This window comes from Rathayibacter sp. AY1F4, assembly GCF_002931775.1.
Classification (GTDB): Bacteria; Actinomycetota; Actinomycetes; order Actinomycetales; family Microbacteriaceae; genus Rathayibacter.
The window spans coordinates 11,944-31,056 of the sequence record NZ_PSVE01000029.1 but is presented as its reverse complement, the minus strand read 5'-3'; the positions used below and the strand labels follow the sequence as shown (position 1 = coordinate 31,056).

Below are 19,113 nucleotides of genomic sequence, written 5' to 3'. Positions count from 1 at the left end.
GTCAGCGCCAGTACTCGTACCAGGACGACTCGCGGCAGCCGAGGGACGCGTAGAGGCGGCGGGCGCCGGCGTTCTCGGCGAGCACCTGGAGCCAGAAGCGCGCGACGCCCCGGCCGGACGCGTCCTCGAGGAGGGCGCGGATCACGGCGGAGGCGAGCCCGCGGCGCCGGGCGTCCGGCCGGGTCGCCAGGGCGAAGAGGCCGCCCCAGAGCTCGCCGTCCGGCGCCGTGACGAGCGCGAGTCGGCCGGTCGCGGCCGGGCCGTCCCCGTCGACGGCGAGAGCGTAGGAGGAGGGGCAGCCCGCGAGGATGCGCTCGGCGACCGCACGCTCCTCCGCGCCACCGCGACCGTCCACCGACCACCAGAGGGCGAGCCAGTCCTCGTCGGGAGCCGGGGCGAGGCGGACGCGAGGCCGCGGCGCGGATACCGACGGCGCGGACCCCGACGTCGAGGGCAGGGCGGCGAGCGCCTCCTGCACCGAACCCGTCAGCACGAGCGTCCGGTCGATCGGCGCGGCGCCCCGCTCGGCGAGCAGCCCGGTCAGACCGGCGGGGCTCGGCGGCCCGATCTGCACGAGGGGCGCGATCCCGTGCTCGCGGGCGAACGCCTCCGCCGCGTCGAGCGCCGCCTCCTGGTCGACGACGTCGCCGGACGCGAGCACCGAGTTCGCGCGCTTGGTGACTCCTGCGGAGGCGCGCAGCTCCCACGCGCCGAGGGGGCGCCGCACGAGCGCGGGCCAGGCGTCGGCGGCGAGGCGGTCGAGCAGGCGCGGATCCATCGGGCCACGGTAGCGGGAGCGGCGCCGGAGCCCTGTGGACGCCCCCGGAGACGGCTCCGGCCCGCAGGATCCGCCGCGGACGAGCCGAGCGGGATCCTGCGGGCCGGAGGCCGTGGAGGGACGAGCCCTACATGTTGATCATGTGCCCCTTGAGGCCGTGGAAGCCCTCCTGCAGCGCCTCCGACAGCGTCGGGTGGGTGTGCACGTTGCGGGCCAGCTCGGTCGCGGTGAGGTCCCACTTCTGGGCGAGCGTGAGCTCGGGGAGCAGCTCCGAGACGTCCGGGCCGATCATGTGGGCGCCGAGGAGCTCGCCGTACTTCTTGCTCGCGATGAGCTTCACGAAGCCGGTGGGCTCGCCGAGGCCGTGGGCCTTGCCGTTCGCCATGAAGGGGAAGGTCGAGACGGTGATCTCGTGTCCCTCGTCCGTCGCCTGCTTCTCGGTGAGGCCGAAGGAGGCGATCTGCGGCTGGCAGAACGTCGCGCGCGGCATCATCCGGTAGTCCCCCAGGGTCTGGGTCTCGGCACCGGCGAGGGTCTCGGCGGCGACGACGCCCTGCGCCTCCGCGACGTGCGCGAGCTGCAGCTTCGCGGTGACGTCGCCGATGGCGTAGATGTGCGGCACGTTGGTGCGCATGTGGTCGTCGATCGCGATCGCGCCGCGCTCAGTGAGCTCGACGCCCGTCTTCTCGAGGCCGAAGCCCTCGGTGCGGGGGACCCAGCCGATGGACATGAGCACCTTGTCGACCTCGAGGGTCGACTGCGTGCCGTCCTTCGCGGTGTAGGTGACCGTGACGTAGCCGTCCTTGTCGACGACCGACTCGACCTTGGTCGAGGTCAGGATCTCGACGCCGAGCTTCTTGTACTGCTTCTGGATCTCCTTGGAGACGTCCGGGTCCTCGTTGGGGAGGGCGCGGTCCATGAACTCGATGATCGTCACGTCGACGCCGTAGTTCTTGAGGACGTAGGCGAACTCCATGCCGATCGCGCCCGCGCCCACGATGGCCATCGTGTCGGGGAGCTCGCGGGTCATGATCTGGGTCTCGTAGGTGACGACGTTCTCGGAGAGCTCGACGCCGGGGAGGAGGCGGACGCTCGCACCGGTCGCGATGATCGCGTCGTCGAAGGTCAGCGACTCCGTGCCGCCCTTGCTCAGCTGCACGTCGAGGCCCTGCGGGCCGGTGAAGGAGCCGACGCCGTCGAACTCGGCGATCTTGTTCTTCTTCATCAGGAAGTGGACGCCCTTGGTGCGGCCGTCCGCGACCGAGCGGCTGCGGTCGAACGCCGCGCCGAAGTCGAACGAGACGTCGCCCGAGATGCCGAACTGCTTCGCCTGGGTGTGGAAGAGGTGGGCGAGCTCCGCGTTGCGCAGCAGCGCCTTGGACGGGATGCAGCCGACGTTGAGGCAGACACCGCCCCAGTACTGCTTCTCGACGACGGCGACGGACTTGCCGAGCTGGGCGGCGCGGATCGCGGCCACGTATCCGCCGGGGCCTGCCCCCAGGACGACGACGTCGAAGTGCTGGGCCATGGATGATCCTCCAGAGTCGTGGATGGTGGTGCGCGGGGTGACCACGCCGTCTCCCACCGTACCGTTCCGGGGCTCGGAGACGGCCCGCTCCTCCGTGGGCGAACGCGCGTGCGGGCGCCTGCCGTGCACGCGCGGGAATGCCCGCGGGGCGGGGACGGTTGGGCTCCTCGGGCGACGGAGCCCCTCCCCCAGTCCCCCGCACGGAAGAAGCCCCGCGATGTCCGCCACCGCCTCCCGCACCGCCAGCACCAGCGCCCCGATCCTCGACGTCCTCGCGGAGCGCTGGAGCCCCCGCTCCTACGACGCGACCGCGACCGTCTCCGACGAGACCCTCGCGTCCCTCCTCGAGGCCGCGCGCTGGTCTCCGTCCGCGAGCAACTCGCAGCCGTGGCGCTTCATCGTCGCCCGCCGCGGAACCGACGAGTTCGACCGCATCGTCGCGACGCTCGCCGGCTTCAACGGCGCCTGGGCCGGCTCCGCCGCCGTCCTGGTCGTCGCGCTGGCCGAGACCGTCGACTCCGAGGGGAAGCCGCGCCCCTGGGCCGTCTACGACCTCGGCCAGTCGATCGCCCACCTCAGCGTCCAGGCGCACCACGAGGGCCTGCACGTGCACCAGATGGCCGGCTTCGACAAGGACGCCGTCCGCGCCGCGTTCGGCGTCGACGAGCGCTTCGACCCGGTGACGATCGCCGCGGTGGGAGTCGCGGCCGACGCCGACGCGCTGGCGAACGAGACCCTCCGCGAGCGCGAGACCGCGCCGCGCACCCGCCTGCCCCTCGAGGAGCTCGTGCTCGTCCAGGCGTAGCCCTCCGGCGGAAGGCCTCCCCCGTCCGCGGACCGGGGAGGCCTTCCGCGTCCCACCCCCTGTGTTACTCCCCGTGTCGGTCCCCGCTGTGCCGCCGGGAGCCTCTCCGTACGATCGGACGATCCGCCCGCCCGTCCCGCTGCCCGGAGAGACATGCCCGCCACCCCCGCCGCCCGCACGAGCCTGGCCTTCGACGCCGAGCTCGGCCAGTCGGCGTTCCCCGTGCGCTTCGAGGGGGTCGGCCGCACCTTCGCGCCCGGGGCCCCCGTGCTGACGGACGTGACGCTCGAGGCCGCCGCGGGCGAGGTCATCGCGATCCTCGGCCCGAGCGGCTGCGGCAAGTCGACGCTGCTGCGCATCGCGGCGGGCCTGGACACCGCCTCCGAGGGGTCCGTCCTCATCGACGGCGCCCCCGTCTCCGGCATCGACCCGCGCTGCGCGGTGGCGTTTCAGGAGCCGCGGCTGCTGCCCTGGCGGAGCATCGCCGACAACGTCGCGCTCGGCCTGCCGCGCGGCACCCCGCGCCCGGCCGCCCGCGCCGCCGTCGACGAGCTGCTCTCGCTGGTCGGCCTCACCGCGCACGCCCGCTCGCGGCCCCGCGAGGTGTCCGGGGGGATGGCCCAGCGCGCCTCCCTCGCCCGCGCCCTCGCCCGGAACCCCGGCGTGCTCCTCCTGGACGAGCCCTTCGGGGCGCTCGACGCGCTGACCCGCCTGCGGATGCAGGACCTGCTGCTCGACGTGCACGCGGCGGCTCCGGCGACGATCCTGCTCGTCACCCACGACGTCGACGAGGCCCTCCAGCTGGCCGACCGCATCGTGCTCCTCGGGCGCGACGAGCCCGGAGGCGTCTCGCGCATCCAGCGGATCGTCACCGTCCCCGGCGCGCGGCCCCGCGACCGCGGCTCGGCGGAGCTCGCCGAGCACCGGGCCGAGCTCCTCGCGGGGCTGGGCATCGAGCGGCACTGACCCCGGGCGGATCGACCCGCGTCCCTCCACCCGGGCGGCACGGTCCGGGCGGCACGACCTCCCTCCCCAGCCGCCTCCTCCTCCCGCTCTCCACCGCACGAGCACCTCCCCGCACCGCCCCTCCTCCGCAGCGTCCACACTCGCTGTCACCGCATCCCCGAAGCCGAGGCCCCCATGTCGTTCACCAGCTCCCCGCTCACCCGCCGCACCGCTCTCGCCGGTCTGCTCACCGCCGCCGCCGTCCCGCTCCTGGCGGGCTGCGTGCAGGGCGAGGGCGGAGGAGGAGCGGCGGCCGCGACCGCCGACGCCGCCTCCGGAGGAACCCGGGGCGGCACGCTCACGCTCGACTTCGCGACGTACAACCCGCTGAGCCTGGTCATCAAGGAGAAGGGCTGGCTCGAGGCCGCCCTCGCCGAGCAGCAGGTCACCGTCGCCTGGGTGCAGTCGGCCGGCTCCAACAAGGCCAACGAGGCCCTGCGCGCCGGAGCGATCGACGTCGGCTCCACCGCCGGCTCGGCCGCACTGCTCGCCCGCTCGAACGGCTCGCCGATCAAGACGATCGACATCTTCTCTCAGCCGGAGTGGTCGGCCCTCGTCGTCCCCGCCGGCTCGGCGATCACGTCGGTCGAGCAGCTCGAGGGCAAGCAGATCGCGGCCACCAAGGGCACCGACCCGTACTTCTTCCTGGTGCAGGCGCTCGAGGCCGCCGGGCTGGGCATCGGAGACGTGACGGTGCAGAACCTCCAGCACGCCGACGGCTGGGCGGCGCTGCAGAACGGCTCCGTCGACGCCTGGGCGGGCCTGGACCCGATCATGGCCGGCGCCGAGGCGGCCGGGGCGACCCTGCTCTACCGCAACGTCGACTTCAACTCCTACGGTCTGCTCAACGCGACCGAGAGCTTCCTCGCCGAGAAGCCGGACCTCGCGCAGACCGTCGTGAACGCGTACGAGCACGCCCGCGCCTGGGCGCTCGAGAACCAGGACGAGACGGCGAGCATCCTCGCCTCCGTCGCCGGCCTCGACGTGGCGGTGGCGACGACGGTCATCACCGAGCGCAGCAACCTTGACGTCGACAACGTCCCCGGCTCCGCGCAGACCGACGTGCTCGCCGTGATCGGCCCGATCTTCGTCGAGAACGGCGACGTCGCCTCGCAGCAGCAGGTCGACGACGCGCTCGACTCGCTGCTCGACGACACCTACGCCTCGGCGGCCGACCCGAGCGCCATCGGCGCCTGAGGGTCCGGCCCTCCGCCCCCACCCCGTGATCCGAGGAGACCGACGATGACGATCCGCGACGACGACACCGCGACCGACGCCGATGTGCTGCGCCGGAGCGCGCTGTCCGCGCCGATGCCGGGTGAGCCCGGACTCGCGACGGCGGGCCCGTCGGTCGCGGCCTCCCAGCGCCGCCTCCGCGAGGACCGCTCCCACCCGCTCACATCGCGACGGTGGTTCGTCGTCGCGGGAGGCGCGGTCCTGCCCGTGCTGCTGCTCGCCGCCTGGCAGATCGCGACGACGACCGGGATGGTCTCGGTGGCGGTCTTCCCCTCGCCCGCGATGGTCTGGGCGGCCGGCGTCGACCTCGCCCAGCGCGGCGACCTCGGCCAGGACGTCGCCATCTCGACGCAGCGCGTGCTCATCGGGTTCGCACTCGGCTCGGCGCTCGGCCTCGTGGTCGGCGCGCTCTTCGGGCTCTCCCGCGTCTGGGAGGTCGTCCTCGGGCCGACGCTCGGCGCGATCCGGGCGGTCCCGTCGCTGGCCTGGGTCCCGCTGCTGCTGCTCTGGATGGGCATCGGCGAGGAGTCGAAGATCACGCTGATCACGATCGGCGCGTTCTTCCCCGTCTTCACCACGGTGGCCACGGCGCTCGGCCACGTCGACCGGCACCTCGTCGAGGCCGGCCGCGCCTTCGGCCTCTCGGGCGTCCGGCTCTTCACGACGGTGCAGCTGCCCGCGGTGATCCCGTCCGTGATCTCCGGGCTGCGCCTCGCGCGCGCCCAGTCGTGGCTGTTCCTGGTCGCCTCCGAGCTCATCGCCTCCTCGATGGGCCTGGGCTTCCGCCTCATCGACAGCCAGAACAACGGCCGGATCGACCGGGTGTTCCTGGCGATCGTCCTGCTGGCCGTGCTGGGCAAGCTCACCGATGCCGTCGTCGGCGTGTTCCAGCGCTACGCCGTGAGGAAGTGGGCGTGAGCGCCGGGGAGGGAGCTCCGAGCGTGAGCGGGACGATCGCCAACCTGCTCGACGAGCACCGCCGGTTCCCCCCGCCCGCGGCCTTCGCCGCGCAGGCGAACGCGGGCGCGGAGGAGTACTCGCGCGCCGCCGCCGATCCGGTCGCGTTCTGGGAGGAGGCGGCCCGCCGCCTCGAGTGGGCGGAGCCGTGGCACACCGCCCACAGCTGGGAGCCTGCCGCTCCGCTGCCCGACGGCTCGCTCTCGGTGCCGCGCACGACCTGGTTCGAGGGCGGACGGCTGAACGTGGCCGTCAACTGCGTCGACCGCCACGTGGACGCGGGACGCGGCGGGAAGACCGCCCTCCACTTCGAGGGCGAGCGCGGCGACCGGCGGTCGATCACCTACGCCGAGCTCCAGCGCGAGGTCTCCCGCGCCGCTAACGCGCTGACCGCGCTCGGGATCGGTAAGGGCGACCGCGTCGTCGTCTATCTCCCGGTGATCCCCGAGACCATCGTCATCACGCTCGCGATCGCGCGGATCGGAGCGATCCACTCGCTCGTCTTCGGCGGCTTCTCCGCCGAGGCGGTGCGGTTCCGCGTGGAGGACACCGGCGCGAAGCTCCTGGTCACCACGGACGGGCAGTTCCGGCGCGGAGCGACGGTGCCGGTCAAGGCGAGCGCCGACCGGGCGGTCGAGGGCGTCGCGTCGATCGAGCACGTCCTCGTCGTCCGCCGCACCGGTGAGACCGACGTCCCGTGGACCCCGGGCCGCGACGTCTGGTGGCACGAGCTGGTCGACGCGCAGAGCGACGTCCACGAGGCCGAGGCCTTCGACTCCGAGACGCCACTGTTCATCATCTACACCTCCGGCACGACCGGGAAGCCCAAGGGGCTGGTGCACACCAGCGGCGGCTACCTCACGCAGGCCTCCTGGACGCACTGGGCGGTGTTCGACGCGAAGCCGGACGACGTGCACTGGTGCACCGCCGACCTCGCCTGGGTCACCGCGCACACCTACGAGATCTACGGACCGCTCTCGAACGGGCTCACCCAGGTGATCTACGAGGGCACCCCGAGCACCCCGCACACGGCCCGGCACTTCGAGATCATCGAGCGGTACGGGGTGACCGTCTACTACACGGCGCCGACGCTGATCCGGACGCTGATGACCTGGTTCCCCGAGGGCGTGCCCGCCCGGTACGACCTGTCGAGCCTGCGCCTGCTCGGCACCGTCGGCGAGTCCATCAACCCCGAGGCCTGGGTCTGGTTCCACGAGGCGATCGGCGGCGGGCGCTGCCCGATCGTCGACACCTGGTGGCAGTCCGAGACCGGCGCCGCCGTGATGTGCCCGCTGCCGGGCGTCTCGACCCTCAAGCCGGGCTCGTCGCTCGGAGCCCTGCCCGGGCTCGGCGTCCTCGTGGTGGACGAGCACGGCGAGCGGGTGCCGAACGGCTCCGGCGGGTACCTCGTGGTCGACCGGACCGGCCCGGCGCTCGCCCGCACCGTGTGGGGCGACCCGGAGCGGTACCGCGACTCCTACTGGGCCCGCTACGCGTCCCAGGGGTGGTTCTTCTCCGGGGACGGCGCGAAGTACGACGCCGACGGCGACGTCTGGGTGCTCGGCCGCGTCGACGACGTCATCAACGTCTCCGGGCACCGCCTGTCCACGATCGAGATCGAGTCGGCCCTCGTCGCCCATCCGGCCGTCGGCGAGGCCGGAGTCGTCGGAGTCGCCGACGCGACGACCGGGCAGGCCATCGCGGCGTTCGTCATCCCCTCCGACGAGGCCGTCGACCGCACCGAGGAGGACCCGGCCTACTGGACCGCGCTCGGCACGACGCTCTCGGCGCTCCTGCGCGACCACGTGGCGGTCGCGATCGGGCCGATCGCCAAGCCGCGCGACGTGGTGGTGGTGCCGGATCTGCCCAAGACCCGCTCCGGCAAGATCATGCGGCGGCTGCTCGGCGACATCCGCGACGGCCGCCCGCTCGGAGACGTGACGAGCCTCCAGGACGACACCGTCCCGGCGCGCATCGCCCGCATCGTCGCCGAGCGCGGGTAGGCGCCGCGCCGCGCGGACGCGGCGGGCGGCGCCTGTTTCGGGGAGGCGTCGGGAGCCTGCGCGTCCGCGGCGAGGAGGGGCCGCCGGGGAGCATCCGGAGTAGCGTGAAGCCGTGCGCGACGTCCAACAGCAGATCATCTCCGAGCTCCACGTCTCCCCCGCCGTCGATCCGGCCGTCGAGGTCGAACGGCGCAGCGGCTTCCTCGCCGACTACCTCCGCAGCACCGGCGCGAAGGGCCTCGTCCTCGGCATTAGCGGCGGCCAGGACTCGAGCCTCGCCGGACGCCTCTGCCAGCTCGCGGTCGAGCAGGTCCGCGCGACCGGCGGCGACGCCTCCTTCATCGCGGTCCGCCTGCCGTACAAGGTGCAGGCCGACGAGGAGGACGCCCAGCTCGCCCTCACGTTCATCCGCCCGGACCGCCAGGTCGTCTTCGACATCCACCAGGGCGTCGACGGCGTGGCCGCGGCGTTCGGAGACGCCGTCGACGAGCCGATCAGCGACTTCGTGAAGGGCAACGTGAAGGCGCGGATGCGGATGATCGCGCAGTACGCGATCGCCGGCCAGGCCGGGATGCTCGTCGTCGGGACCGACCACGCGGCCGAGGCGGTCACCGGATTCTTCACGAAGTACGGCGACGGCGGCGCCGACGTCCTCCCGCTCACCGGTCTCACCAAGCGGCAGGGCCGCTCGCTCCTCGAGCACCTGGACGCACCGGCCCGGCTCTACGAGAAGGCGCCGACGGCGGACCTGCTCGACGACAACCCCGGCCAGACCGACGAGACGAACCTCGGGCTCACCTACGCCGACCTCGACACGTACCTCGAGGGCGGCGAGGTCGACCGGGCCGTCGCCGAGGCCATCGAGGCGAGGTACGCCGCGACCGAGCACAAGCGCCAGGTGCCGCTGTCGATGTTCGACGACTGGTGGCGCTGAGCCGCCGCTGACCGCTTCCAGCGGCCGGCAGCTCAGGACCGCACGGGGCCCCGCTGAGGCGGGGCTCCCGTGCGTCCGGCGCGGAACCCCCGCGCGGTCCGGACCTGCCGCGGTATCAGGAGTCGGCGCGGGCGTTGTAGACGAGCACCTCGCCGGAGTCGACGGAGGCGCGGTAGGCGCGGAACACGTCGAGGGCCTCGTCGCGGAGCACGCCGTCGACGACCTCGATCCCGCGGGCCTCGAACTGGGCGGCCCAGTCCTCGCGCATCGGCCCCTCGTCGAAGGTGCTGATCTCCTCGAGCTCGGGGCCGGAGCCCGCGACGACCAGGCGGCGCACCCCCGACCACATCGTCGCTCCGTAGCACTGCACGCACGGGCGCCAGTTGACGACCAGGTCGTGAGCGGGGAGGCCCTCGCCGCCGAGGTCCCAGGTGCCGAGCGCGGTCTGCGCGAGACCGAGCGCCGTCACCTCGGCGTGGCCGGACGAGACCCCGCTGCCGAGGACGACGTTCACTCCGACCGAGACGAGACGACCGGAGTCGCGCTCGACGACGATCGCCGCGAACGGGCCGCCGTTCCCCTCGCGGAAGTTGCGGTCGGCGAGCGCGTGCACGAGGGCCATCCGGTCCTCGAGGCTCGGGAGGACCTCGGGGACGTCGCGGAGGGCGTCGCCGATCCAGGCGGGCAGGGCGATCTCGTAGCGGGTGGCGAGTCGGTCGATGTCCATGGGTCCTCCGGGAGACGGGGCGGGGCGGGGCGACGGGGCGGAGACGGATGCGCGGCAGGCACGGCACGGGTGACGCGCGGGCGGCGGCGGCCGTCGCCCCTCAGCCTCGCAGTGCCGAGCGCCGGAGACGGAATCGGCCCGGCGCGTCGACGCGGAGGTCAGGCGAGGAGGGCGTCGCCGAGCGCCGCGGCCTGCGCCGCCCAGAAGCGCTTCGCCACGCCGGTTCGGCGGAACAGGGCGTCGAAGCCGTGGAAGGCGCCCTCCACGATCTCGAGCCCGCACGGCACTCCGGCCGCGCGCAGGCGCTCGGCGTAGCGGACGTCCTCGTCGTGGAAGAGGTCGAGGCCGCCGACGCCGATCCAGGCCGGCGGCAGGCCCGTGAGGTCGTCGCGGCGGGCGGGGGCGGCGTAGGCCGTGACGCCGGGGCCGCCGGGCTCGCCGGCGAGGTAGGCGGTCCAGCCGAAGCGGTTGCTGCCCGGGGTCCAGACGCGGACTCCGCGCGGAGGAGGACCGGGCCGGGTGACGGTGCGGTCGTCGAGCATCGGGTAGACGAGCAGCTGGAACGCGGGCTGCGCTCCTCCGCGGTCGTGGGCGAGGAGGGTCGCACCCGCGGCGATGCCGCCGCCCGCGCTCGCGCCTCCGACGGCGATGCGCGCCGGGTCGACGCCGCGCTCCTGCGCGTGCTCGACGAGCCAGTCGAACGCGGCCAGCACGTCCTGGACGGCAGCCGGGGCCGGATGCGCGGGCGCGAGGCGGTAGTCGACGGAGACGACCGTGATGCCCAGGGTGCGTGCGAAGTCGATGCAGGACGCCTCGTCCTGGAGGTGGCTGCCGAGCACCATGCCGCCGCCGTGCACCCAGAGGAGCGCGGGAGCGGTACCGCGGAGGATGCGCGGCCGGTAGCTGCGGGCCCGGACGGGAGCGGCTCCGGCGACGGGGATCTCGACGTCGTCGACCACGATGTCGGGCGGGGCCTCGCCTCCCTCGGCGGCGCGTCGCGTGGCGAGGCGCAGCAGTCGCGGGCCGAGGACGATCGGCGGGAGGAAGCGGCCGAGCGCGAGGTCGGGGTGGAAGAGGGGCGCCGTCGCGGCGGTGCGGGCTGACGCGGTCATGCGCGGGAGGCTACTCCTCGCGACCGTGCCGGCGCCCCTCGGCGGGACTACGGACGCACGAGGGTCTTGATCGCGCGGCGCTCGTCCATGGCGGCGTACGCCTCGGCGATCTCCTCGAGGGGCAGCTCGAGGTCGAAGACCAGACCGGGCTCGATCGCGCCGCTGAGCACGTCGGGCAGCAGCTCGGCCATGTAGCCGCGGACCGGCGCGACTCCGCCGTTGACGCCCACGTTCGAGCCGAACATCTGGCGGACGGGCAGCTCGGGGCCTCCGTTGGGGACGCCGACGTAGCCGACCATGCCGCCGGGGCGGGCGGAGTCGAGGGCCTGCTGCATCGACTCCTTGGTGCCGACGCACTCGAGCACGCAGTCGGCGCCGATCCCGCCGGTCAGCTCGCGGACGCGCGCGACGCCCTCGTCGCCGCGGGTCTCGACGATGTGGGTCGCCCCGAAGCGGCGGGCGAGGTTCTGCCGCGACTCGTGCCGCGACATCGCGATGATCGTGGTCGCGCCGAGGCGCTTGGCCGCCAGGACGGCGCAGAGGCCGACCGCGCCGTCGCCGACGACCGCGACGGTCGAGCCCGCGGTGACGCCGGCCGAGACCGCGGCGTGGTGGCCGGTCCCCATCACGTCGGCGAGGGTGAGCAGGCTGGGGATGAGCGCCGGATCCGGGTCGATGCCCACGCGGAAGAGCGTGCCGTCGGCGAGGGGCACGCGCACCTTCTCGCCCTGGGCGCCGTCCGCGAAGCCCTCCTCGCGGACCTCGGCGCCCCACCAGCCGCCGGTGAGGCACGAGGTGGAGACGCCGTTGGCGCAGTTCGCGCAGGTGCCGTCGCAGACGTAGAACGGGGCGATCACGAAGTCGCCGACCGCGACGTCGTGCACGTCGTCGCCGATCTCCTCGACGACGCCGACGAACTCGTGGCCGATGCGGTGCGCCTCCTTGGTGGGCGTGACGCCGCGGTAGGGCCAGAGGTCCGAGCCGCAGACGCAGGCCGCGGTGACGCGGACGATCGCGTCGCGCCCCGTCGAGAGCTGCGGGTCGGGGACCTCCTCGAGTCGGATGTCGCGCTCGCCGTGGATGAGTGTTGCTCGCATGGGTGCTCCTGGTCGGGAGGGGGGTGGGGTCGGCGTCCACGGTACGCCCGCGACCGGCCGCGGGCGCCGGAGAGGCGGGGGCTTGCACGAACGCGCGCCGACGCGTCACAGGTGGAGAGCCGGGGCGGTCCGGCGCCGGGCGGGAGGCGTCCTGCCGGAACGGAGCGGACCGCAGCAGCCCTGCGCCGCGTCACGGCTGCGCCTCCGCCCAGCCGTCGCGCCCGATCACGACGTGCGCGAGGAACCGCAGGCCGCACGCCTCTGCCCCGTCGGCGATCGCTCGCGTCGCCGCACGGTCGGAGGGGAGCACCACGGCCTCGCCCGCGTGGCTGTGCGCCAGGCCGATGCCCGCCGCGCCCCGCGCCAGCACCTCGGCGAGCACCGCGGCCACGGGGACCTCGGCGTGCGCCGGGGCTCCGTCGGCCAGCGTCAGGACGTCGCGGACGGCTCCGGACTCGGCGAGCGCCACCGCCAGCACGGTCTCGACCGGCCGGGCGGCCAGCAGCGGAGCGACGAGCCCGGCCAGGCCGGCGGCGTCGGTCACGCGGGCGGCGCGCGAGGCGCGGTTCATCCTCCGCCGCAGCTCGAAGGAGGCGACCAGGCGGCAGGCGGCGACCTCGCCGACTCCGCGGTGCCGCATCAGATCGGCCACCCCGGCCCGGGCGACGGCGTCGATGCCGCCGAAGCGCGCGAGGAGGCGCTGCGCGACGACGGTCGCGTTCGCGCCGCGGACGCCGGCCCCGATGAGCACGGCGAGGGTCTCGGCGTCGGTGAGCGCCTCCGGTCCGTAGGCGCGGAGGCGCTCCCTCGGCCTCTCCTCGGGAGGGAGGTCGGCCATCCGGGGGCCGGGCGTTTCGAAGGACATGCCGCCGACGCTACGGAGCCCGCCGGACGGGCGCGCCGCGGATCCCGCGACTGTGGACGACTCCCGCCCTCGCGCGCCCTGTGGAGGGACATCCCGTCGCCGCCCCCGCGCTCCTCCCCCTGCGGGAACGCAGACGTCGCGGTACTCGACCGCGACCACCGCGACGTCTGCGGACTCGCGACAGGGGTCGAGCACCCCGGTCAGTCCGTCGCGGGCATCCCCGCCGTCACCGACAGGCTCTCGCCGTCCGGCGCCACGTCCACCAGCACCACGTCCCCGTCGCGCACCGTGCCGCCGAGCAGCGCCGTGGCCAGCTGGTCGTCGATCGCCCGCTGCATCAGCCGGCGCAGCGGCCGCGCGCCGTACTGCGGGTCGTAGCCGCGCTCGGCCAGCCACCCGCGGGCCGCGGGCGTCACCGCCAGGTCGAGCCGTCGCTCCGAGAGCCTCCTCGACAGCCGGTCGACGTACAGCGACACGATCTCGCCGAGCTCGGTGCGGTCGAGCGCGTCGAAGATCACGATGTCGTCGAGCCGGTTCACGAACTCGGGCTTGAAGGCCTGGCGCACCATCTGCTGGACCGCCTCCTCCTTCTGCGGCCGCGACAGCGCCGGGTCCACGAGGAACTGCGACCCCAGGTTGGAGGTGAGGATGAGGATCGTGTTGCGGAAGTCGACCGTCCGCCCCTGGCCGTCGGTGAGCCGGCCGTCGTCGAGCACCTGCAGCAGGACGTCGAACACCTCGGGGTGCGCCTTCTCGATCTCGTCGAGGAGCACCACCGAGTACGGGCGGCGGCGGACCGCCTCTGTGAGCTGGCCGCCCTGCTCGTAGCCGATGTAGCCGGGAGGGGCGCCGACCAGCCGCGAGACGGCGAACTTCTCGCCGTACTCAGACATGTCGATGCGGACCATCGCCTTCTCGTCGTCGAAGAGGTGGTCGGCGAGCGCCTTCGCCAGCTCGGTCTTGCCGACGCCGGTCGGCCCGAGGAAGAGGAAGGAGCCGGTCGGCCGGTCGGGGTCGGAGATGCCCGCGCGGGTGCGGCGCACCGCGTCCGCGACGGCCGACACCGCCTCGTCCTGGCCGATCAATCGGCGGTGCAGCTCGGTCTCGAGGTGCAGAAGCTTCTCGGTCTCGCCCTGCAGGAGGCGCCCGACGGGGATCCCCGTCCAGGCGGCGATCACCGCGGCGATGTCGTCGGCCGTCACCTGCTCGTTGACCATGCGGCCCTCGGCCGGCTCCTCCTCCGCCTCGGCGGCCGCGAGCTCGCGCTCGATCACCGGGATGTCGCCGTAGAGCAGCTTCGACGCGCGCTCGAGCTTGCCCTCGCGCTGCGCCCGCTCGGCGGCGATCCGCAGGGCGTCGAGCCGGTTCTTGAGCTCGCCGACGCGGTTGAGGGAGGCGCGCTCGCGCTCCCAGCGCTCCTGCAGCTCCTCGAGCTGGGCGCCGCGGCGGGCCAGGTCCTCGCGCAGCTTCTCCAGCCGCGCCTTCGAGGCCTCGTCCTTCTCCTTCTTCAGCGCCAGCTCCTCGAGCCTCAGCCGGTCGACGGAGCGGCGCAGCTCGTCGATCTCGACGGGAGCGGAGTCGATCTCCATGCGCAGCCGCGACGCGGCCTCGTCGATCAGGTCGATCGCCTTGTCCGGCAGCTGGCGGGAGGTGATGTAGCGGTTCGAGAGCGACGCGGCGGCGACCAGGGCGGAATCGGCGATCGCCACCTTGTGGTGCGCCTCGTAGCGCTCCTTCAGCCCGCGGAGGATCGCCACGGTGTCCTCGACGGTCGGCTCGCCGACGAAGACCTGCTGGAAGCGGCGCTCGAGAGCGGCGTCCTTCTCGATGTACTGGCGGTACTCGTCGAGCGTCGTCGCGCCGATCATCCGCAGCTCGCCGCGCGCCAGCATGGGCTTGAGCATGTTCGCGGCCGCCACCGATCCCTCGCCGCCGCCCGCGCCCATCAGCGTGTGCAGCTCGTCGATGAAGGTGATGATCCGGCCGTCGGACTCCTCGATCTCCTGGAGCACGGCCTTCAGCCGCTCCTCGAACTCGCCGCGGTACTTCGCTCCGGCGATCAGGGCCGAGAGGTCGAGGCTGACGAGCTGCTTGCCCTTGAGGCTCTCGGCGACGTCGCCCGCGACGATCCGCTGCGCGAGCCCCTCGACGACGGCGGTCTTGCCGACGCCGGGCTCGCCGATGAGGACGGGGTTGTTCTTGGTGCGGCGCGTGAGCACCTGGCTGACGCGCCGGATCTCGGCGTCCCTCCCGATCACCGGGTCGAGCTTGCCGCTCGCCGCGATGGCGGTCAGGTTGACGCCGTACTGCTCGAGTGCGGACTTCTCGTCCTGCTGGGGCATCCGACCGGCCTGCATGATGGTGGTCTCCTCCGTGGCTCGAAAGTTGAGTTCGACGGACTCAACTTTACTCCCGCGACGGCTCCGGCGGTCAGGCCGTCAGAAGATCGCTGTCGCGGCCCTGGAGCGCCTCGAGCGCGTTCCGGAGGATCGAGCGCAGCCGGAACTCGTCGATCCCGGTCAGCGCCGAGATCTCGGCCTGCGAGAAGCCGCCGGCCGCAGCCAGCAGCAGGAGCTCGCGGTCCGGGCAGTCGAGGGCGAGCAGGCCGCTGCCGAGCGGACGCCGGGCGAGCTCGTGCGCGGTGCCGAGGGTCTCGCAGAGGACCTCGAGCACCCACAGCACGGGCTCCGGCGAGCGGGCGCCCTCGCGGGAGCGGCGCCACACGGCGGTGAAGACGTCGGTGCAGAGCCGGTCGCGGCCGGCCGGGTCGGCCTGGACCGTGCCGACGCACGCCGAGACGAGGCCGCCGAAGCGGTCGACGAGCTCTCCCAGAGCGGAGGCGTCCCCCGTGGCGGAGCGGGCCAGCAGACGGGCGGCGTCCTGCGTCAGCGGCGGACGCACCCGTCCTCCGGTCGCGTCCTCGCCTCCAGCACTCACAGACCTCAGCGTGTCACCGACTCCGGGACGGCGGGACCAGTTGCGCGGAAGGGGGGTGACAGGTATGGAGCGGATCCGCCATCCGGCATCACAGGCGCGGCCAGCGCGCGCGGGCGAAGCAGAAGAGCCCGTAGGCGATGAGCCCGACGGCGACGAAGCCGAGGAGGAGCACGCCCGCCGGCAGCTCCACGAGCGACTTCAGCGCCTCGTCGAGCCCGCCCGCCTGCTCCGGATCATGGGTGACGGCGGCGACGATCAGCAGCACGCCGAGAGCGCCGAGGACGACGCCCTTGGCGACGTAGCCGGCGACGCCGAGCACGGTGACGACGGTGCCCGCCGTACCGCCCGGCTCCGCGACGTTCTCGAGGAACTTCCTGCTCGCTCCGCGGTACACGAAGACGCCGCCGACCGCGAGGACGGCCAGTCCCGCGATCACGAGCAGCACGACTCCGCCCGGCGCCGAGAGCACCTGCGCGCTCGCGCTCTCGGACGACTCGGACGAGCTCGACCCGCCGCCCGTCGCGAACTTCAGCGCCGTCGCGCCGAGGGCGCCGTAGACGACGGCCTTGCCCGCCTCCTTGAGCCGGCTGCCCCAGGTCTTCAGGGCGCTCTCGCGCGGGCGGACGAGGAACGCCTCGAGCAGCCCCCACAGCGCCAGGCCGAAAAGGCCGACCGTGCAGATCCACACGATCACCAGACCGCCGGGCTGCGCCGCGAGGGCGCCGAGAGCACCGCTCTGGTCGGCCTCGCCTCCGCCGCCGCGGGCCACGCCGAGCGCGATCACTCCGATCAGGAGGTGGACGAGGCCGTTCGCCGCGAAGCCGCCGCGGGCGAGGGTCCGCACCGCCCGGGAGTCCTGGATGTCGTCGGCGGTGCGCTGGGCGTCGGCGGTGCTCGGAGTGTTCACAGGGTGGACGCTACGCGTTTCCACACCCCCGCGCCCGGCGCTCCGCCGTTCGGAGGTGCTCCCGGAGCCGGTTCTCCACACCTTTCCACAGGGTTGTCCACAGCTGTGGAATCGCTAGAGGGACGAGCGGATCACACGTCGACGGCGCGGACGAGCCCGTCCTGCACGCCGCCCAGCCAGTCGTAGACGCTGCGGATCGCGGCCGCGCTCCCCTCCTCCGGGACGACGTCGTCGGTGTCGTCGATCCCCAGCCGCACGGCCAGAGCGAGCCGCATGTCGGTCAGTGCGCGGAGCCAGGCGATCGCCTGCGGCTCCTCGAGACGAACCGCGACCTCCCCGAGCCCCTCGAAGATCCGGCCGTGACTCGTGCCGTCGCCGGCGTCGAGGGCCGCCGTGACGGCGCGGGCGTCGTCCATCTTGCGGGCGGCGAGGTCCGGAGCGGTGAAGCGGCGGAACTCGTCGGCCGCCTCGGCGTCGTCGCGGTAGGCGTCGGGCAGGAGGCGCGCGAGCGCCGGATCGGAGCGGGCCTCCTCCGAGGACGCCCCGCGATCGAGCAGCTCGAGCATCTCGCCGGCCAGGTGGCGGAGGATCCCGGCCTCCTCGCGGTCGAAGCGGGCGACGGCCGCTCCGGAGGAGTCGCGGCGGAACGCGCGCATCAGCCGAGTCCTCGGATGCCGCGAGCGGGGTGCTCTCCGGTCTCCGCGGCCGCGGGGCGCAGCGGGGCGCTCACGCGTCGGCCTTCTGCAGCGTCGCCCACAGGCCGTAGCCGTGCATCGCCTCCACGTGCCGCTCCATCTCCTCGCGGTTGCCGGTCGCGACGACCGCGCGCCCCTCGGTGTGCACCTGCAGCATCAGCCGCTCCGCCTCGGCCCGGCCGAAGCCGAAGTAGCTGCGGAAGACGTACGAGACGTACGACATCAGGTTGACCGGATCGTCCCAGACCAGCACGATCCACGGGACCTCGGCCGCCGAGCGGGTCGCCAGGCGCTCGTCCGCGCGCTCGATCGTGTCCGCCATCCCTCCAGCGTAGGCCGCAGCGCGGACGGACGCCCGGGCGCGCGGGCCGGAGCGTGCTGCCCGCAGCCCGCGAGTGCCCAGGAGTCGTCGCACTCGGCGCGGGGGCACGAGGACGGGGACCGCGAGAAGCCAGGAGTCGTCGCACTCGAGCGCGGGTGCGACGACTTCTGGACAGTCGGAGCAGAGGCAGGAGCGGCGCCCGCCCTAGGCCGACAGGCGCGGCAGGACCTCCCGGGCGAAGAAGTCGAGGTGGTCGAGGTCCTGCAGGTCCATGAACTGCAGGTAGACGCGCTCGCAGCCGGCCTCGCGGAGGGACTCGAGGCGGTCGACCGCCTCGTCGACGCCGCCGGCCACTCCGTGCTCCCGCAGCTCGGCGGGCTCGCGGCCGATCGCCGCGGCACGGCGCGTGAACTCCGCCTCGTCGCCTCCGCCGACCGCGATCAGCGCGACCGAGTGCACGAGCGACGAGGGCTCGCGCCCGATCGCCCGGCACGCCTCGTCGACGCGCTCGAAGGCCCCCGGGATCGCGTCGAACTCGGGGAAGGGCAGGTTGAACTCGCTCGCGAACCGCGCCGCGAGCGCCGGGGTCCGCTTGGGGCCGCCGCCACCGACGATCACCGGCAGCGGCAGGCGCGCGGGCTTGGGCAGAGCCGGGGAGTCGGTCAGCGTGTAGTGCTCGCCGGCGAAGGAGTAGCGCTCGCCGACCGGCGTCGACCACAGGCCGGTCACGATCTCGAGCTGCTCCTCGAGGAGGTCGAAGCGGCGCGGAGGGAAGGGGATGCCGTACGCGGCGTGCTCCTCCTCGAACCAGCCGGTGCCGAGGCCGAGCTCGGCACGGCCCCCGGACATCGCGTCGACCTGGGCGACCTGGATCGCGAGGATCCCCGGCGGCCGGTAGGTGACGGAGGAGACGAGGGTGCCGAGCGCGATCCGCTCGGTCTCGCGGGCGAGGCCGGCGAGCGTCGTCCACGCGTCGGACGGGCCCACGCCGGGATCGCCGTCCCCCATCCGGAGGTAGTGGTCGGAGCGGAAGAAGCCGTCGTAGCCGAGGCTCTCGGCGGCCTGCGCGACGGCGAGGAGGTCCTCGTAGCTCGCGCCCTGCTGGGGTTCGGTGAACACTCTGAACTGCACGGGTCCAGCCTCCCGCACCGGGGCCGGATCATGCCAGCCCGGCTCCCCCGGCCGGGGCCGCCGACGGGCCCCCG

18 protein-coding genes are annotated in these 19,113 nt (G+C 73.8%); 6 read left to right on the top strand and 12 right to left on the bottom strand.

Going from position 1 to position 19,113, the window contains the following annotated elements:
• Window position 1 precedes the first annotated feature (1 nt).
• Window positions 2-778, bottom strand: coding sequence for a GNAT family N-acetyltransferase (locus C5C59_RS15325; RefSeq protein WP_104239203.1), 777 nt, complete (start codon window positions 776-778; stop codon window positions 2-4).
• A 127-nt stretch (window positions 779-905) separates the two neighbouring features.
• Window positions 906-2,306, bottom strand: coding sequence for a dihydrolipoyl dehydrogenase (gene lpdA / locus C5C59_RS15320; protein ID WP_104222818.1), 1,401 nt, complete (start codon window positions 2,304-2,306; stop codon window positions 906-908).
• A 217-nt stretch (window positions 2,307-2,523) separates the two neighbouring features.
• On the opposite strand from lpdA, the gene C5C59_RS15315 reads away from it, so the two are divergent.
• The 6 genes from C5C59_RS15315 (at window position 2,524) to nadE (ending at window position 9,246) form a co-directional block, all read left to right on the top strand.
• Window positions 2,524-3,111 carry a nitroreductase family protein gene (locus C5C59_RS15315; protein WP_104239204.1) on the top strand — a complete coding sequence of 196 codons (588 nt, stop codon included), beginning with the start codon at window positions 2,524-2,526 and terminating at the stop codon, window positions 3,109-3,111.
• Between the two features lie 153 nt (window positions 3,112-3,264).
• Window positions 3,265-4,077, top strand: coding sequence for an ABC transporter ATP-binding protein (locus C5C59_RS15310; protein WP_104239205.1), 813 nt, complete (start codon window positions 3,265-3,267; stop codon window positions 4,075-4,077).
• A gap of 174 nt (window positions 4,078-4,251) precedes the next feature.
• Window positions 4,252-5,313, top strand: a complete 1,062-nt coding sequence (locus tag C5C59_RS15305; protein WP_104239206.1) for an aliphatic sulfonate ABC transporter substrate-binding protein — start codon at window positions 4,252-4,254, stop codon at window positions 5,311-5,313.
• 114 nt (window positions 5,314-5,427) lie between these two features.
• Entirely contained in the window at window positions 5,428-6,270 is an 843-nt protein-coding gene (locus tag C5C59_RS15300) for an ABC transporter permease (protein WP_104239207.1), read from the top strand.
• Window positions 6,271-6,293: 23 nt separating this feature from the next.
• Window positions 6,294-8,312, top strand: a complete 2,019-nt coding sequence (gene acs, locus C5C59_RS15295) for an acetate--CoA ligase (protein ID WP_104251311.1) — start codon at window positions 6,294-6,296, stop codon at window positions 8,310-8,312.
• Window positions 8,313-8,424: 112 nt separating this feature from the next.
• Window positions 8,425-9,246: an ammonia-dependent NAD(+) synthetase gene (gene nadE, locus C5C59_RS15290; protein WP_104239582.1), complete on the top strand. Its 822-nt coding sequence runs from the start codon at window positions 8,425-8,427 to the stop codon at window positions 9,244-9,246.
• 115 nt (window positions 9,247-9,361) lie between these two features.
• Here the strand turns inward: nadE and C5C59_RS15285 are convergent, their stop codons facing one another.
• The 10 genes from C5C59_RS15285 to C5C59_RS15240 form a co-directional block, all read right to left on the bottom strand.
• Entirely contained in the window at window positions 9,362-9,973 is a 612-nt protein-coding gene (locus C5C59_RS15285; RefSeq protein ID WP_181027247.1) for a nucleoside deaminase, read from the bottom strand.
• 158 nt (window positions 9,974-10,131) lie between these two features.
• Window positions 10,132-11,085: an alpha/beta hydrolase gene (locus tag C5C59_RS15280; protein WP_104239581.1), complete on the bottom strand. Its 954-nt coding sequence runs from the start codon at window positions 11,083-11,085 to the stop codon at window positions 10,132-10,134.
• A 47-nt stretch (window positions 11,086-11,132) separates the two neighbouring features.
• Window positions 11,133-12,182 (bottom strand): zinc-dependent alcohol dehydrogenase family protein, encoded by a 1,050-nt coding sequence (locus C5C59_RS15275; protein ID WP_104222823.1) that lies wholly within the window; start codon window positions 12,180-12,182, stop codon window positions 11,133-11,135.
• A 190-nt stretch (window positions 12,183-12,372) separates the two neighbouring features.
• Entirely contained in the window at window positions 12,373-13,047 is a 675-nt protein-coding gene (locus C5C59_RS15270) for a RadC family protein (RefSeq protein ID WP_104239580.1), read from the bottom strand.
• Between the two features lie 200 nt (window positions 13,048-13,247).
• The gene (locus C5C59_RS15265; RefSeq protein ID WP_374953255.1) at window positions 13,248-15,389 is read right to left on the bottom strand and encodes an ATP-dependent Clp protease ATP-binding subunit; all 2,142 of its coding nucleotides are present in this window, start codon (window positions 15,387-15,389) and stop codon (window positions 13,248-13,250) included.
• A gap of 88 nt (window positions 15,390-15,477) precedes the next feature.
• Complete coding sequence (locus C5C59_RS15260; protein WP_146083124.1) at window positions 15,478-15,984, bottom strand: RNA polymerase sigma factor; 507 nt, start codon at window positions 15,982-15,984, stop codon at window positions 15,478-15,480.
• A gap of 88 nt (window positions 15,985-16,072) precedes the next feature.
• Entirely contained in the window at window positions 16,073-16,891 is an 819-nt protein-coding gene (locus tag C5C59_RS15255) for a DUF1206 domain-containing protein (protein WP_104239474.1), read from the bottom strand.
• Window positions 16,892-17,022: 131 nt separating this feature from the next.
• On the bottom strand, window positions 17,023-17,547 hold the full coding sequence (locus C5C59_RS15250) for a DUF2017 domain-containing protein (protein ID WP_104225742.1): 525 nt from the start codon (window positions 17,545-17,547) through the stop codon (window positions 17,023-17,025).
• Window positions 17,548-17,617: 70 nt separating this feature from the next.
• Complete coding sequence (gene clpS, locus C5C59_RS15245) at window positions 17,618-17,908, bottom strand: ATP-dependent Clp protease adapter ClpS (RefSeq protein ID WP_104222829.1); 291 nt, start codon at window positions 17,906-17,908, stop codon at window positions 17,618-17,620.
• A gap of 204 nt (window positions 17,909-18,112) precedes the next feature.
• Window positions 18,113-19,039 (bottom strand): LLM class F420-dependent oxidoreductase, encoded by a 927-nt coding sequence (locus tag C5C59_RS15240; protein WP_104234367.1) that lies wholly within the window; start codon window positions 19,037-19,039, stop codon window positions 18,113-18,115.
• Window positions 19,040-19,113 lie beyond the last annotated feature (74 nt).